The sequence below is a fragment of the Pokkaliibacter sp. CJK22405 genome (assembly GCF_046614695.1).
Lineage (GTDB): Bacteria > Pseudomonadota > Gammaproteobacteria > Pseudomonadales > Balneatricaceae > Pokkaliibacter.
This window is the reverse complement of the sequence record NZ_JBKKHQ010000007.1, coordinates 101,398-117,656: the sequence shown is the minus strand read 5'-3', so window position 1 is coordinate 117,656 and position 16,259 is coordinate 101,398. Positions and strand designations below refer to the sequence as shown.

Below are 16,259 nucleotides of genomic sequence, written 5' to 3'. Positions count from 1 at the left end.
AGCCTTGGGATAACTACGCGATCAGCTCACCAGCGACGACGATCTCCTGCGTGCCGAGGGCCGGGTCGCGAATTTTATCCAGCAGCAAAGTGATCGCACTGGTGCCCGCCTTGGTGGTGTCGTGGCAAACGCATGGCACCTTCACGCCAAAAATATCTGCGAAGGGTAAGCGGTCAATGCCGACCAGCTGCACATGACGGCTGTCCAGTTGCGCCTGACGCAGGGCCCGCATCGCCCCAAGGGTAATCAACTGGTTAAAGCCGAAAATGCCATCCGGCACGGGATGGGTTTGCAGGAAGTCACGGGTCGCCTCCATCGCCGGGTTCAGGGTGTAATCACCGGGAATCACCTCGACGGAGATTGCGCGCCCGCTCTCTTTAATCGCCTGCTCAAGGCCACGAAAACGCTCGCGGGTAATGTGGGAATGCTCAGGCCCCGTGAGCGCCAGAATCGAACGCACCTCATGGCTGACCAGCCACTGGGCCGCTTTGTAGCCCGAGTCGTAATTATCCAGCACCACCTTGCTAAAAGGCGTCTCGGCCAGGGCACGGTCAATTTGCACCACCGGAATCCGGCTCTGTTCAAGTGCACCGAGGTACGGTGGGCGGTAATCCGGCGCATCAGAAATGGGGGAAAGAATAATCCCCGCGACCTGATAGCTCAGCAGGGTCTCGATGGCCTTGGTTTCCAGCTCGGCGGAGCCGTCGGTATCAAACAACATCAGGGAGTAATCGTGCTTTTTTGCCTCCCAGGAAATGGCCTTGATCACATCGCCATAAAAAGGGTTATCGATACTGGCAGTCACCAGACCAATAATGCGGCTCTCGCTGCGCTTCAGGGAACGGGCAAAGGCATTCGGCACATAGTTAAGCTCACGCGCCACCTCAAGAATGCGCGCCAGCGTTTCAGGCTTCACCATCTCCGGCTTACTTAACGCCCGCGACACCGTGATATTGGTCAAATTGACCCGCTTGGCGATATCCGCAATGGTGACCTGATTCTTCTTGGCCATAACCTTCACTTGTCCTGAAAACTGCTACCGAAGGCAGACTAAACCACCGTGCTGGAAAGCGCCAGCGGCGATGATAACGATAACATCGTCAGAACAGAGCGTTGTGGAGAAGGGAAAGGAAGAAGACATAAGGAGTGATGATTCCAGCAAGGTAATTCTCACCAGCTAAGCATGCTTATTCGTTTTAGATCAAAGCGCGAAAGCAGGTGTCATGGGAAGGGTTTTATCCCCTAGCTTCAGAGTAGAAGCGTGAAGCCAGGAGGTTTATGGCGGGGCGTTCGGGGTTTTAGTAGCGGGTCTGATTGAAAGAGAGAATTGATGTAACTGGCCACACTCTGAATTCAACAACCTCAGAGAATTGGAGCATGAAGAAACTCTCACGATTTACCTGCAGAACTACACTTTTACAACGACCGAAATGCTCCGCCTATTCGTCATGTACACATCAGGTCTTATGGAAAATATGAGCTTACTGGCCACCAACAAAGTGCAATTTACCTTCTTTAGCCGTGACGAATATTGAGTACTGGAAGTGCTGCCCGCCCCTACATTTGACTTTATGCCGTGGAATCATCCGGTACGAAGAATGAAGTCGATTTTTAAGAGGTCGGTATTAAGGCTTTACGAGAGGAGAGTGTTTGTGTCATGGGACTCCAGAGAAGCTTTTGCAGGCGATCTGAGAATATCGGGTCGGTTTCCAGAGCAAAAGCTGAAGAATAATCCTTTATTCAAGCACCTGTTCTATGTACCTCCCTAATTATCTTCGATCACCTTATAAAATCTTATATTTAGTCTTTATAAAAATTACATAAACATTCTTCTGTTTATGTGGGAGCCTTATCAATAAAATTCATTTATTTAGTGCGCCTCGATCGACTGATTACCTGTGACCCACCAAAGATTATGGAGTTGCATTGTTAAAACGTGAAAAAAAACGCACTAGGAGGATTCTTTAACATCAAGCAATACTTACCAGTGGATAACGTATTCCCACTCGACTGTTGGTGGCAGAGTTAAGTATCAGTATGCAATCATAAAATAGTTCATGGTAAAAACGAGTATCATGAATTGTTCAATGCTCGTTCAATTGCATCTGCTATGCATCACACTGTGGCTGTTTGCGACGAGACATAGGGGGCAAACTATTGAGTAAAGATCAGGCCGTCTACGGCATTCGTGCAAGACGCAGCATAGCCAACTAGCTTATAGAAGCGTCTGGGATAAGATTTAGAACATGGTGGTCAATTCTCTATGGGTTCTTGTATTACTAAAATCGGCTGCTGGATATCGAATAAACTCATCAAGATAGCGGAAGCGCTATGCCCCCGATCAGCGTCACCGGTAGTGCTCGGGAGGCTCGTTGATCTCGCACCCACTGATGATGCTGACCCAGCAGGGGTATATTCAGCTGCATTGAAGCAAGCGACCGACAATCCAAACGTATCGAATATCGCGCTTACAGGACCTTATGGCTCTGGCAAAAGTAGCATCATCCGATCCTTCCTTAAGTCCTATCCTCGCCAAGCCCTACATATTTCTCTTGCCGCCTTCCTACCGGAAGCAGGCGATGAGCAACGCAAAGTGACCAAACAAGAGATTGAGCGGAGTATTCTCCAGCAGCTGCTCTATGGCGCAGATGCAGACAAATTGCCCCTCTCACGTTTTAAGCGCATCCAAACGCCTGGTTTTGGGTCAAAATTTCGATCACTCTACATTCTCACCGGATTGCTAGCTCTCTGGCGTATGTTCAGTGAACGCGAAGCGATTTTTGATGGATCATATTTTAAACCCTTCGACCTCACGAACTGGCTCGATATCTCCGTCGCCGCTTTCGCGCTGATCTTTCTTTGGTCCGCGATTCATCACTTCTATGTCGCCAGCTTTGGCGTTTCGCTCAAAAGCGTTTCGTTGAAGGATATCCAGATACAGCCGTCTTCAGAAAACCACGATTCAATCCTGAACCGCCACCTCGACGAGATTATCTACTTTTTCCAGTCGACGCGTTACGACCTTGTTATTGTGGAGGATCTAGATCGATTCGACGACTCCGATATCTTCGTCACCCTTCGTGAAATCAATAGTCTTGTGAACGGCAATGTGGGCGTGAAACGGCGGATTAGGTTCCTCTACGCGCTGCGCGACGACATGTTCCTCAACACCGACCGGACCAAATTCTTCGAATTCATCGTGCCCGTTGTTCCGATTATCAACAGCTCGAACTCGATTGATATGGTACTGGCGCAGGGCAAGCGGCTGGAGTTGGACGGAAGGCTCGACAAGCAGTTCCTGCGCGAAGTTTCCCGCCACTTGAGCGATCTCCGGCTTATCCACAACATCTTCAACGAGTACGCGATCTATATAGCCAATCTGGAAACAGATGGTGAGAACAACCTTGATCCAACAAAGCTTCTCGCCGTGCTGATATATAAGAACGTTTATCCTAGGGATTTCGAACGGCTGCATAGGGGCGAAGGGAATCTCGCTGAAATTTTGGGGCGCAAGGACGAACTCATCGCCAAAGGTGAACGGAGCTATCAATCCGAGATCGTTGAATTGGAACGCAATATCGAAGCCGCCGAACAGCAGATCCCAAAGGATCTGCGCGAGCTTAGACGAATTTACGTGATGGCCCTTATCGAGGGGCTGCAGGGTGATACGATTGGCGTTGGCAGAACCACACACGCAAATGATTTCATTCCGCTCAGAACTTTATCCGATCATGAAGATATCGGCGCAATTATAGCTGCACCGAAGCTCATCCAATGGACTAACCGTAGTAATGGCGTCCGTTTCAATAATTCGGCCCTGCAACAAACGGTAGACTCCGAGTCCAGCTATGACGAACGGGTACAAAGCATTGAACAGAAGGCAGGTGCTCATAAAAAGGCAGCTCACGATCGGATCACCGAACTAAGACAAAAGATTAAAGCCATCCGGACCAGCAAGTTCAATATCCTGCTTCGGTCCGATATGCAGCAGGTCAAAGACCTCTTTGAGAGTTTCGGCGACGGCGGCGATCTCGCACGTTTCCTGCTCTTGGAGGGCTATCTCGACGACAGCTACTATCAGTACATCTCCTTGTTTCACTCGGGACGACTTTCGCCAAACGACAACAAGTTCCTTATACAGATCAGAAGCTTCCATACACCCGAACCCACCTTCCTAATTGATAACCCTAGCGAGGTCATTGCGGGAATGAGGGAAGACGATTTCAGTCTAGATTATGCTCTGAACGTCCGGCTCATCGATGCGCTCCTAGAAAGCGAACGACATAAGGAGCGACTCAGGAGAGTCTTCGCGTATCTTTCAAACGAGTTTCTGAACCAGCAGGAGTTCTTCGAAGCTTATTATGCGACAGGATCGCACGTTGCCGATTTTTTGAGGCAGTTCGTTACCGCGTGGCGCGGATTCGTACCTACGGCCATTGAGAGCCCCTTAGCAGTTTTGCATATCGCGGGCCTTATCGAGCATCTTCCGTCCGACATGCTGGCTCGCGAGTGCAAAGAACATCCCGAGATTCAGTTGTTCGCGACCGACAATATTCGGGACATTCTCGACCTCTTAGAGGGCCTGGATCCGCTGAAGCTCGAAGAATTGCAGATAGAGACAAAGGACTTTGCTGCCATCGATGTGTATCCAAATATTGCGCGCCAACTGTACGAGTTTGGCCACTATCGCCTGAATGAGGCGAACTTTGACTACATTTTTGGCTCTATCCTCGGCAAAGAAACCGGCCAGGCATTGCGTAAACGGCATTACACGGCGGTTCGAGAATCCGGAGCTAAACCCCTCATCGACCGGGTGGAAAATAATTTTGAAGCTTATTTTGCAAATGTGCTGCTAGATATCGACGAGGACGATGAGGAGGATATTGACGCGATTCTAGCTGTAATGTCCCACGATACGCTTGATGCCGAAGAGATAGAAACCTTCGTCCTACGCCAAGCTAATCTAATGCCAGCTTTCGAAGAGGTGCCCGTGCGCTTTCAGGCTATGGTGTTTCGTAAGGCTCGAATCGTGCCTAGCTGGCCCAACTGCCTTGCCTTCATTCAGTCCGAAAATTTCGAAAGCGACGCTCTCACCACCTTCCTCGGCGATGACCAAGCCCGTTCCGCCGTTCTGGAAACTCCGATTCCAGACAACAAAGAGGCACTCCCTCTTCGTCAGTTCCTGATTGATGCAGAGCCTCTCGCGGACATCGCATATCGTGACTATATCCGAGCTCTTCCAATAGAGTTCAAGCAATTTCCTGGTGCCGTAAGCGTCAGCAAGCGTCGGATACTGATTGATGAGCACCGCGTAACGTTCAATGCCGAAAACCTAGCGGCACTCGAGGGCGATATAGATCTTCAAACGGCATTCGTCACGCAGAACATCGTTTCCTATCTTCGCGAGCCCGACACTTTCTCGGTCGACGACGATCTCCACGAGCGATTGCTTGTCTCCGATATTTCGGACAACGAGAAACGTGCGATCATCAACTTGATGGACTTGAGCGACCTTCCCAACCTTCCCGAGCGTGCAGCTATCATCGGGCCGATCCTGTTACGGACAAATTGCAAGCTGTCTTCACTCACAGCTGATATCGTCAAGGCAATTATCGTGAATGCAAAGCCAGTAAGCACAAAGATCCAGTTACTCAATTGCCTTCACAACAAGCTCGATACGCAGCAGGTCCGTGAGGTATTGCGAAAGCTTCCTAGCCCATACTCGAAAATCCAGACCGGATATATGCGTCCAACGCTCAAAAGGACGAACGAAAACAGCGAATTGGTCAGATGGCTGAATGAGCGCAACATCATATCTTCGGCAAGAGATTCGACTTTCTCGAACGATATCACGGTTAATCTGTATCGGTCATAGGATGACCACCCATGACCTTTTAAAATGCTGCGCCGGGCTCCTCTGCCACATAGAGATCGTTGCGGTCATTCACTTTGCAGAACTTGCCCTGACCGCAGCTGGGTATCGATCAGCATAGAAAGGCATCTCCTAGCCTCAAAACACCATAATCCGAAACGGGGGATTTTCAGAGGCTATTCTGTTTGATATCAATTCCTTGTGGGATTGAGATACCATGAGTCTTATGATCAGGCTTTCATGGCACGGATCCGACGCAATGGCATCACGCAAAAAATACCATCTTTCATACAATGAAAAATCCATGCTTGGCGCTGCCAAACCCTGCCATAAAATACCAAACACAAAATACAAGAAGCCCCGCAAATGCGGGGCTTCTTTTGTCTATATCAGCTAATGCCGAACAGGAAGCTTATTCCCACTCAATCGTCGCTGGTGGCTTGCTTGATACGTCATAAGTGACGCGAGACACTTGAGCGATTTCGTTGATGATGCGGCTGGAGACGGTTTCCAGCAGTTCGTAGGGCAGGTGTGCCCAACGCGCGGTCATAAAGTCGATGGTTTCTACGGCACGCAGGGCGATAACGTATTCGTAGCGGCGGCCATCACCCACCACACCAACGGATTTCACCGGCAGGAACACGGCAAAGGCCTGGCTGGTTTTGTGGTAGAAGCCTGCACGGTGCAGCTCTTCGATAAAGATCGCATCAGCTTCACGCAGGATGGCGGCGTATTCTTTCTTCACTTCGCCAAGGATACGAACACCCAGACCCGGGCCGGGGAACGGGTGGCGATACACCATGTCGTATGGCAGGCCAAGCTCAAGGCCGATCTTGCGCACTTCGTCTTTGAAGAGTTCACGCAGTGGCTCAACCAGCTGGAACTTCATGTCTTCCGGCAAGCCGCCCACATTGTGGTGGGACTTGATGACGTGGGCTTTGCCGGTTTTGGAAGCGGCAGATTCGATCACGTCTGGGTAGATGGTGCCCTGTGCCAGGAAGTTGACGTCCTGCAGTTTGGCAGCTTCTTCATCGAAAACGTGGATAAAGGTGTTACCGATGATTTTGCGTTTCTTCTCAGGGTCGTTTTCGCCTTCGAGCAGGCTCATGAAACGCTCTTCGGCGTTAACGCGGATTACACGGACGCCCATGTTGTCAGCGAACATTTTCATGACCTGATCGCCTTCGCCTTTGCGCAGCAGACCGTGGTCAACGAATACGCAGGTCAGCTTGTCGCCGATGGCCTGATGCAGCAGCGCCGCGACAACAGAGGAGTCAACACCGCCGGACAGACCGAGCAGGACTTTGTTGTCACCAACGGTCGCGCGCACCTGAGCGATGGCATCTTCGATGATGTTGGCGGCAGTCCACAGGGCGTCACAACCACAGATGTCTTTCACGAAGCGGGACAGAATACGACCGCCCTGCTTGGTGTGGGTCACTTCCGGGTGGAACTGTACGCCGTAGTAGTTCTTGGTGTGGTGACACATGGCCGCAATCGGCGCGGATTCGGTGGAGGCGATGGTGTGGAAACCTTCTGGCAGCTCGGTGACTTTGTCGCCGTGGCTCATCCAAACGTCCAGCACCAGAGAACCGTTGTTGGTGATGTGGTCTTCAATGCCTTCCAGCAGGCGGCTACCGCCGTCCAGCAGGCGCACCTGCGCATAACCAAACTCACGCTTCTCGGAATTACCGACTTTACCGCCCAGCTGCTCGGCCATGGTCTGCATACCGTAGCAGATGCCCAGCAAAGGCAGGTCCAGATCAAAAATACCCTGGGGAGCACGTGGAGAATCCAGCTCGGTGACCGACTCAGGGCCACCTGCGAGGATGATCCCTTTAGGAGCAAACTCGAGGATTTCTTCTACGGTCATGTCAAAAGGACGAATCTCGCAGAATACACCGATCTCACGGACGCGACGTGCGATCAGCTGGGTGTACTGGGAACCGAAATCGAGAATCAGAATCCGTTGGGCATGAATATCGACTGACATAGGTTTCTCCACAACCGCCCGGGGGCCAGTTGAAAAATAAAAACGGGGCCTGAGCCAGCCCCATTTGTCACAACAGTTTAAGTAAAAGCGGCCGGGGTTAGCCGGCCGTTCAAGGCAGATTCAGGCTGCCACTTAACCCATACGGTAGTTGGGTGCTTCCTTGGTGATGGTGACATCGTGCACATGGCTTTCGCTCATGCCCGCGCCAGTGATGCGGACAAACTGTGGACGAGTACGCATCTCATCAATGTTGGCAGAACCGGTGTAACCCATGGAGGAGCGCAGACCGCCCATCAACTGGTGAACAACGGCAGCCAGCGGACCTTTGCAAGGAACGCGACCTTCAATACCTTCGGGAACCAGTTTATCGACGCCCGCTTTGGCATCCTGGAAGTAACGGTCAGAAGAACCGGTGGAACCGGACATCGCACCCAGTGAGCCCATACCGCGGTAGGACTTGAAGGTACGACCCTGGAACAGCTCAACTTCGCCGGGCGCTTCATCAGTACCCGCCAGCAGACCACCAACCATAACCGCACTTGCACCAGCAACGATGGCTTTGGCCAGGTCACCGGAGAAACGCACGCCGCCGTCTGCAATCACAGGAACGCCACGCTCCTGCATCACTGCTACGACGTTGGAGATCGCAGAAATCTGCGGTACACCAACACCTGCGATGATGCGAGTGGTACAGATAGAACCGGGGCCGATACCGACTTTAACGCCGTCTGCACCGGCATCCGCCAGCGCGATAGCCGCTTCAGCAGTAGCGATGTTGCCGCCGATCACCTGAACCTGTGGGAAGTTCTGCTTGGTCCAGCGCACACGGTCGATAACGCCTTTGGAGTGACCGTGGGCAGTATCAACGATGATGGCATCCACACCGGCTTCCACCAGTGCCTTGATACGATCAGGAGTGTCAGCGCCAGTGCCGACCGCCGCGCCTACACGCAGACGACCATCGTCATCTTTACAGGCGTTGGGGAAAGCCTCGGCTTTGTGCAGGTCTTTCACGGTACGCATGCCGCGCAGGCGGAAGGCTTCGTCAACGACCAGTACTTTTTCGATGCGGTGTTTACGCAGCAGGGTGATAACCACTTCGTGGGATTCACCTTCACGTACTGTCACCAGACGCTCTTTAGGGGTCATGATGTCTTTGACCGGAGCGTTGAGGTTGTCTTCGAAACGCACGTCACGGCTGGTCACAATACCAACCAGTTCGCCGTTTTCAACGACAGGGAAACCAGAGAAGCTGTGCTTGCGGGTCAGTTCGATAACTTCGCGAACGGTAGTGGCAGGTGAACAGGTCACCGGGTCACGAACAACACCGCTTTCGAATTTTTTAACTTTACGAACTTCATCCGCCTGCGCTTCGATGGGCAGGTTTTTGTGGATAATTCCGATTCCGCCTTCCTGAGCCAGAGCAATGGCAAGACGAGCCTCGGTAACCGTGTCCATGGCCGCTGATACCAGAGGCATGTTCAGAGTAATTTCACGGGTAAGCCGAGTTTTGAGCGACACGTCTTTCGGGAGTACTTCGGAGTAACCGGGCACCAGAAGAACGTCGTCAAAGGTGAGGGCTTCTTGAGCGATACGCAACATAGTCCGCCTGCCTGTTTATCAAGGAGAGGGATTAAAAGAAGCGCCATATTTTAGCGCTTTTCCCGGTCTAAACACAATCAGCATGTACAAATTGTGTTCGTTACTTTTTCGCCTCTGCAACACAGGCCTTATAGACGTGGCAATCCAGTTGATGGTCGTTGACCATTCCCACCGCCTGCATGAAGGCATAACAGATGGTGGGGCCGACAAAGGTAAAGCCGGCTTTCTTGAGTTGCTTGCTCATTTGCTCGGCCTCCGGGCTTTGGGAAGGCACGTCATTCAGGCCCTGGCGACGATGCACCCGGGTTTTACCTTGCACAAACTGCCAAAGAAAATCGGCGAAGCTGACCCCCCTGGCTTCCATCGCCAGATAGGCGCGGGCATTACGCACAATGGCTTCCACTTTCAGGCGATGACGAATGATGCCGGGGTTAGCGGCAATGGCGGTGATGCGCTCATCGTCGAATTGCACAATCTGTTGCGGATCGAACCCGGCGAACAGCGCCCGGTAATTCTCGCGTTTACGTAATACGGTGATCCAGCTTAAGCCGGCCTGCTGTCCTTCCAGACAGAGTTTTTCAAACAGGCTGCGGCTGTCCGTATCAGGCCTGCCCCATTCTTCATCGTGGTACGTCTGGTAAAGCGGGTCATCGCTCACCCAGCGGCAGCGTGTTGGTGCGGTATCGGTCATGGGGATGGATTCCTGGCTGGCATGACAGGGCAGCTCTGTTAGGATGGCCCGGTTCGGATCAGCGTTTGAGGGTACCATGAGCCAACGCCGCACTTCAGCCATCTTGAGCGTCAGTCAGCTCGCCAGTCAGCTTCGTGGCGTTATCGAGCAGGGCTTTCCTGCCACTGTGATTATTCGCGGCGAAGTCTCCAACTTCAGCGCGCCCTCTTCCGGTCACTGGTATTTCACCCTCAAGGATGACCGCTCGCAAATTCGCTGCGCCATGTTCCGTGGCAAAAATCAGTTGGTGCGTTTTCGCCCAAAAAATGGCGATGAAGTGCATCTTTATTGTCGCCTGGGCTTCTATGAGCCTCGCGGCGATGTGCAGGTGCTGGGGGATTTTATGGAGCCTGCCGGTCTTGGCTCCCTGCAGCAGGCCTTCGAACAGCTCAAAACCCGACTGGCGGCTGAGGGCCTGTTTGATCAGCTGCGCAAGCGCCCTGTTCCGACCGACCCTCAGCGGATTGCAGTCATCACCTCGCCCACGGGCGCCGCCATTCGCGACATTCTTAATGTGCTGAAACGCCGAAGCCCCGGCACGGAAGTTGACTTGTACCCCGTCGCCGTGCAGGGCACAGAAGCCGCGCCAGCCATTGTGCGGGCGCTGGAACTGGCCAACCGTTTGGCTGATACCGAAGTGATTATTCTGGGCCGTGGCGGCGGCTCGCTGGAAGATCTCTGGCCCTTTAATGAGGAAAGCGTAGCGCGTGCCATTGCCGCCAGTGAGCTGCCGGTGATCTCTGCTGTCGGCCATGAAACCGATGTGACCATTGCCGATTTTGTCGCCGATCTGCGTGCGCCAACCCCCTCTGCGGCTGCCGAGCTGGCCGTGCCGGATCACCGCCATCATGCGCAGCAGCTGAGCACACTGGAGCGTCGGCTCACGCACGCCATGCGCCGCCAGCTTCAGCAACATCATCAGTATGTGCAGCAGTTGCAGCGCCGGTTGCGCCAGCCCGAACGCCAGTGGCAGCAATACAGTCAGCGGCTGGATGAGCTGCGTCAACGGCTGGAGTACCGCTTGCAACAGCAGCTGCGTGAGCGCCGCCAGCAACTGGCACAGTTAATTCAGCGCCATGAACAGCAATCACCGGAGCGCCGACTGGCAACGCAACGCCAGCAGTTGGAGCAATTGAGTTCACGCCTGCATCGGGCGATTAAGCAACCTCTGGAAAGCCCCGGCAGCAAGCTTCAGCAACTGGAGCAGCGGCTACTGCAACAGGGACAGAAGCTCATCGCCGAGCGTAAGGAACGGCTGGGGCAGCAGATGCGGGCGCTGCATTTGGTCAGCCCACTGGCCACCCTCGAGCGTGGCTACGCCATCGTGCAGGATGAACAGGGCCATGTGGTGCAGGATACTCAGCAGCTTGTCGCAGGCCAGTCCGTGGTCACCCGTTTGGGTCAGGGGCGGTTTGTCAGTACGGTGACATCGACTGACACAGAAAACTAAATAATAATTACTCTCATTATCATTGACAGAATGGCTCAGCCTGCTAGGATGACTTTCGAGAATTCACAACGAGCCACCTTCTCTCAACGTATTTCCCCGGGAAAGGTCCGGTCATTGTTTCTCTCATCAAAGCTAATCACGGTTCTTGACCCCGCTCTGCGGGGTCTCTTTTTTTCTGCTCCCTGAAGCACCGCGAGCACACCGCTTTCTTCAGCCCTTGATCCCGTGACTGCCGTCATAGCCATTCAATGCCGGACTTTTCCAGCCTTCGGGCAATGCCGCAGGGCGCAGCACTTCGATCTCCAGCGGATGACAGGTCGCGACATCGGATGAGTGGCTGGCCGAGCAGTCCCCGCCCGGACACACCGACATACAACCCAACAGATCAATCTCGGCAAAAAACTCCAGATAGTCGCCGGGGCGCACCGGACTGGCCTTCATAAAATACTGGCCGGTATCGCGGGTAAAGCCGGTACACATAAAGACGTTGAGCACGTCATGCACCAGCTTTTCCGCTTCCGTTGCGGGCAACTGCGCATAAGACGCCAGCGCGCGTACCAGATTGGAATGGCAGCAGTGATGATACTGCCCGCCCTCCGAGAGCAGATTGTGGGTATAAGGATCGCAGCGGGTACCGATCACATCGTGCACCGCTCCTCCAAAGCTATCAAAGCCGTACCAGTCCAGCGTGTCATGGGTGATGGTCGCCATAGGCCGCAGGTAGGGGAAGCTGGTGAACATCTGATCCCCCCGGCCTAAATGCGTACCGCAAAGGGCGCGGGTTTTGCCGGAGTAAAAACGCTCACTGAGGTTATTGGCGTTGAAGAGATTCAGGTCCGCCACCTGCGGGCCTTTCGTACAGTGAATACGGAAGAAGTGCCCCGCTGGCACCTTCCAGCAGGCCGCTTCACGGGCAGGAATCACCAATCGCTCAACGGTTTCGAGGCTATCTCGCAGAGCAATATAAGAAGCAAGGTCCGGCCTTGGCAGCGTATCCACCGGATAACAGATCACCGGGGCGATGGCCTGTCGCTGCGCAGCATCCGCTGGCGCCATGGTAAAAGGAGCAGGTTTCACAATTCACCTCCACTGAGGGCCGCATCATTGGCCGTCGCAGAAAAGATCACGCCTGGGCGTGGCAGGTTGTGGGCGCGGGCGGCTTCCATGACCACGCGCTCGGATTCCATCAGGTAAAGCTCCATGGCCCGGCTGGCCGCAGGGCGGTCGCCCTCGCAGAGCAGTCGGCATAATTCCACATCCCGCGCCACCCACGGGCGCTGGAAGCGTTCATCATCAATGGCAGAAGCAAAGGCCAGCCGCGCCTGCGCTGCCACGGTGGCAAAAAGATCATCCAGTCGTGGCGAGCCGATAAAGCCGACGATCTGCTGGTGAAACGCCAGCGACAAGGTCGCGCAGTCACGCCAGTGCCCGTTCAACGCCGCCTGCTGCAAGGCATCGACCTGAGCCACCAGCTGCGTTAGCGCGCTTTCACTGGCGTTCGCACTGCAGGCAATGCCGCGCAATTCCAGCGTTAGGCGAATGGCGTAAATTTCCTGAATTTCATCGGTGCTAAGCGCCTTCACGGTCGCGCCGAAATGCGGGCGATGCTCGACCAGTCCCTCGGCAATCAGATCACGCAAGGCTTCGCGAAGGGTATTGCGTGACACCGAAAGACGCTCCGCCCAGGCCGCCTCACGCAGCGCGGTGCCGGGCGCCAGTTCACCTTGCAGGATTAATTCACGCAGAGAACGGGCAGCGGTCAGCGCCTGAGGCTCGGTTGAGGGTGCGGTAGGCATGGAGGATCTCTGTGGATAGGCAAAATAATTGTTCAACAATAATTTCTTATAACCACCGCAGGCAAGCACTTTTATCTTATCAGGCCAATAAATCGCATATTTTCTGTTCAACAATTTCAAAGGTTCGCGAAATAAAAAAAGGCCTCCCAAAGGAGGCCTCTCTTATCCGACTCGACAAGCCTGAGGCTTATTCGAAGACGATGCCCTGCGCCAGTGGCAATGCACCGCCGTAGTTGATGGTGTTGGTGGTACGGCGCATGTAGTTGCGCCATGCATCGGAGCCGGACTCACGACCGCCACCGGTGTCTTTCTCACCACCGAAGGCACCGCCGATTTCCGCACCGGAGGTTCCGATGTTGACGTTGGCGATACCGCAGTCAGAACCCACCGCCGAGACGAAGGTTTCTGCTTCACGCATGCTTTCGGTAAAGATCGCTGAAGACAGACCCTGAGGCACTTCGTTGTTGATAGCGATGGCTTCTTCCAAGGTGTTGTAGGTCAGGATGTACAGAATCGGCGCGAAGGTTTCCTCATGAACGATAGGCGCATCATGAGCGATACGAACAATCGCCGGACGCACATAGAAACCGCCTTCCGGCACGCTGTCGGTAAAGCGGTCACCACCGTAAAGCACTTCACCACCCTGCGCCTTGGCCGCCTCAATGGACGCCTGCATCTGCTTGAAGCTGCCTTCGTCGATCAATGGGCCGACCAGCGTACCCTGCTCTGCCGGATGGCCAATGCGCAGGCTGGGGTAAGACTTGAGCAGGCGCGCGGTCAGATCCTCAACAATGCTTTCATGAGCAATCACACGACGCAGCGAGGTGCAACGCTGGCCACAGGTGCCCACCGCCGAGAACACGATGGCACGCTGCGCCAGATCCAGATCCGCCGTCGGGCTGACGATCATGGCGTTGTTACCACCCAGCTCCAGCAAGGAGCGGCCCAGACGTGCGCCCACCGTGGCAGCGACTTTGCGACCCATGGCCGTGGAACCTGTCGCGGAGACCAGCGGATAACGCTTGTCTTCACAGATGGCCTGACCCAGTTCACGGCCACCCACAACCACCTGGCTGATGCCACGTGGGATTTCCGGCATGGTTTCCAGCGCCATGTTAACGATGCTCTGGCAGGCCAGTGCCGCCAGCGGGGATTTCTCGGAAGGCTTCCAAACGATAGGGTCGCCACAGACGAAGCCGAGCATGGCATTCCAGCTCCACACCGCCATCGGGAAGTTAAAGGCGCTGATCACAGCGACCGGGCCGAGGGGCAACCACTGCTCCATCATGCGGTGACCGGGGCGCTCGGAAACGATGCTCAGGCCATGCAGCTGACGGGACAGACCCACAGCGAAATCACAAACGTCAATCCATTCCTGCACTTCGCCCAGCGCTTCCTGCACGATCTTGCCGGATTCCAGAGTGATCACCGCAGCCAACGCCTCTTTATGCTCGCGCGCCAGGTTACCAATACGGCGAACCAGCTCACCGCGCAGAGGCGCAGGCAGGGATTTAAACTCTTCAAAGGCACTAACGGCGGTTTGTGTCACGCTTTCCAGCTGTTCGGAAGAGGCATCCTTGAAGCGGGCAATGACTTCGCCGGTGTTGGGGGACGTCACTTCAAAACCGGCGGCGGTGCCAGCGGTGGCGGTATCAGCACTGTAGACACTGGCGTACTGGCCGTTGCTGACCACAGAGTCCAGACCCAGCTGGGAAAGAAATTCGTAAGACATGGCGAATCCTGTTGGTTGCTTCAAAGTGCGCTTCAGAGACTGAACGGCACTTTTCTGATGAATGTCGGATGAGCGGGCATTGGAGTCAGCATAGAGAGGCCGGAGCAATAGGTAAAATAGCGAATTTCTGAAGGTGCTACAGGTATAGACTATAGCCAGAACATGGCGCTAAATACGCTGTCTACTTAACGGGTTTCTTAGGTATCAGGACGTGTCGATGGATATTCGTGCGCTTCGCTATTTTCAGGCCGTTTATGAAGAGCTGAGCCTGAGCGCTGCCGCCAAGCGCTGCTTTGTGGCTCAGCCTTCCATTTCCTCCGCGATTCAGCAGCTGGAAAGTGAGCTGGATACGCCGCTGTTTATTCGCAACAGCAAGGGCGTCACACCGACACCGGCGGGTGAAAAGCTGTATCCGCTAGCATCCAAGCTGGTCAGCGATCTGCAGGAAATCAAACATCAGTTTCGTGAACCAGCCGCCCCGCTGCCCTTGCGTATCGGCCTGATGCCTTTTCTCTCCGGACAGCGTCTTAGCCTGTTACTGAAAGAGCTTTCTGCCCAGTTACCGGCGCTGGAGCTGACACTGGTGGATGCCGACAGCCCGGCGGATGCGCGCATCATTGCCAGCAATCAGCGCTTGCCGGGCGAGGTTTTTCACAAGCTGTGGGATGATCATTACGTGCTGGCCCTGCCCCTTGACCATCCCCTTGGCCGCCTGGGAAAACTGGGCCTTCAGCATTTGGAAGGTGTGCCCTTTATCAGCCGCAGCTTCTGCGATGTGCTGGAGGCCTGGCATTTCGCCCTGCAACGTCAGAACGTGCAACTGTCCATTAAGGCACGGGTACATACGGAAGAATACGCGCTGGATCTGGTTGCCGCAGGCATGGGGGTATCGCTGGTGCCATTGAGTTCGGTGGAAGGTCGCAGCCAGATTGTGACGCGGGAAGTCGGCAATATCGATATGGCCAGAACCGTTGGCCTTGCCTACGCCAAAGACCGGCCACTGCCGGATGCGCTCCTGAAAGCCATCCAGCAGGTACGCCAGCAACTGCGCCTGCCGGAAGCCTGAAAGCGATAGTCAGTCCGA

The 16,259-nt window shown here is 54.3% G+C and carries 10 protein-coding genes; 3 read left to right on the top strand and 7 right to left on the bottom strand.

Annotated features, from left to right (window positions below):
• Positions 1-13: 13 nt before the first annotated feature.
• The gene (locus ACKC9G_RS03655) at positions 14-1,012 is read right to left on the bottom strand and encodes a LacI family DNA-binding transcriptional regulator (RefSeq protein WP_411403579.1); all 999 of its coding nucleotides are present in this window, start codon (positions 1,010-1,012) and stop codon (positions 14-16) included.
• 1,251 nt (positions 1,013-2,263) lie between these two features.
• On the opposite strand from ACKC9G_RS03655, the gene ACKC9G_RS03650 reads away from it, so the two are divergent.
• Positions 2,264-5,875 carry an ATP-binding protein gene (locus ACKC9G_RS03650; RefSeq protein ID WP_411403578.1) on the top strand — a complete coding sequence of 1,204 codons (3,612 nt, stop codon included), beginning with the start codon at positions 2,264-2,266 and terminating at the stop codon, positions 5,873-5,875.
• A 409-nt stretch (positions 5,876-6,284) separates the two neighbouring features.
• Here the strand turns inward: ACKC9G_RS03650 and guaA are convergent, their stop codons facing one another.
• From guaA to ACKC9G_RS03635, 3 genes are all read right to left on the bottom strand, one after another.
• The gene (gene guaA / locus ACKC9G_RS03645; RefSeq protein WP_411403577.1) at positions 6,285-7,865 is read right to left on the bottom strand and encodes a glutamine-hydrolyzing GMP synthase; all 1,581 of its coding nucleotides are present in this window, start codon (positions 7,863-7,865) and stop codon (positions 6,285-6,287) included.
• Between the two features lie 132 nt (positions 7,866-7,997).
• On the bottom strand, positions 7,998-9,467 hold the full coding sequence (gene guaB / locus ACKC9G_RS03640; protein ID WP_411403576.1) for an IMP dehydrogenase: 1,470 nt from the start codon (positions 9,465-9,467) through the stop codon (positions 7,998-8,000).
• A 100-nt stretch (positions 9,468-9,567) separates the two neighbouring features.
• Positions 9,568-10,158 (bottom strand): DNA-3-methyladenine glycosylase I, encoded by a 591-nt coding sequence (locus ACKC9G_RS03635; protein ID WP_411403575.1) that lies wholly within the window; start codon positions 10,156-10,158, stop codon positions 9,568-9,570.
• 76 nt (positions 10,159-10,234) lie between these two features.
• On the opposite strand from ACKC9G_RS03635, the gene xseA reads away from it, so the two are divergent.
• Entirely contained in the window at positions 10,235-11,647 is a 1,413-nt protein-coding gene (gene xseA / locus ACKC9G_RS03630) for an exodeoxyribonuclease VII large subunit (RefSeq protein WP_411403574.1), read from the top strand.
• Between the two features lie 210 nt (positions 11,648-11,857).
• Here the strand turns inward: xseA and ACKC9G_RS03625 are convergent, their stop codons facing one another.
• From ACKC9G_RS03625 to ACKC9G_RS03615, 3 genes are all read right to left on the bottom strand, one after another.
• On the bottom strand, positions 11,858-12,724 hold the full coding sequence (locus ACKC9G_RS03625) for an urea carboxylase-associated family protein (protein WP_411403573.1): 867 nt from the start codon (positions 12,722-12,724) through the stop codon (positions 11,858-11,860).
• A complete protein-coding gene (locus ACKC9G_RS03620) occupies positions 12,721-13,443 on the bottom strand; it encodes a GntR family transcriptional regulator (RefSeq protein ID WP_411403572.1) in 723 nt (240 codons plus the stop codon). Before ACKC9G_RS03620 ends, ACKC9G_RS03625 begins: the two co-directional genes overlap by 4 nt.
• Before the next feature lie 187 nt (positions 13,444-13,630).
• Positions 13,631-15,175 carry an aldehyde dehydrogenase family protein gene (locus ACKC9G_RS03615; RefSeq protein ID WP_411403571.1) on the bottom strand — a complete coding sequence of 515 codons (1,545 nt, stop codon included), beginning with the start codon at positions 15,173-15,175 and terminating at the stop codon, positions 13,631-13,633.
• A 217-nt stretch (positions 15,176-15,392) separates the two neighbouring features.
• On the opposite strand from ACKC9G_RS03615, the gene ACKC9G_RS03610 reads away from it, so the two are divergent.
• Positions 15,393-16,241: a LysR family transcriptional regulator gene (locus ACKC9G_RS03610; protein ID WP_411403570.1), complete on the top strand. Its 849-nt coding sequence runs from the start codon at positions 15,393-15,395 to the stop codon at positions 16,239-16,241.
• Positions 16,242-16,259: the final 18 nt, after the last annotated feature.

Excerpts from the sequence above, each read along its gene's own strand:
- ACKC9G_RS03655 (WP_411403579.1), bottom strand. The coding sequence starts at position 1,012 with ATGGCCAAGAAGAATCAGGTCACCATTGCGGATATCGCCAAGCGGGTC.
- ACKC9G_RS03650 (WP_411403578.1), top strand. The coding sequence starts at position 2,264 with ATGGGTTCTTGTATTACTAAAATCGGCTGCTGGATATCGAATAAACTC.
- guaA (WP_411403577.1), bottom strand. The coding sequence starts at position 7,865 with ATGTCAGTCGATATTCATGCCCAACGGATTCTGATTCTCGATTTCGGT.
- guaB (WP_411403576.1), bottom strand. The coding sequence starts at position 9,467 with ATGTTGCGTATCGCTCAAGAAGCCCTCACCTTTGACGACGTTCTTCTG.
- ACKC9G_RS03635 (WP_411403575.1), bottom strand. The coding sequence starts at position 10,158 with ATGACCGATACCGCACCAACACGCTGCCGCTGGGTGAGCGATGACCCG.
- xseA (WP_411403574.1), top strand. The coding sequence starts at position 10,235 with ATGAGCCAACGCCGCACTTCAGCCATCTTGAGCGTCAGTCAGCTCGCC.
- ACKC9G_RS03620 (WP_411403572.1), bottom strand. The coding sequence starts at position 13,443 with ATGCCTACCGCACCCTCAACCGAGCCTCAGGCGCTGACCGCTGCCCGT.
- ACKC9G_RS03615 (WP_411403571.1), bottom strand. The coding sequence starts at position 15,175 with ATGTCTTACGAATTTCTTTCCCAGCTGGGTCTGGACTCTGTGGTCAGC.
- ACKC9G_RS03610 (WP_411403570.1), top strand. The coding sequence starts at position 15,393 with ATGGATATTCGTGCGCTTCGCTATTTTCAGGCCGTTTATGAAGAGCTG.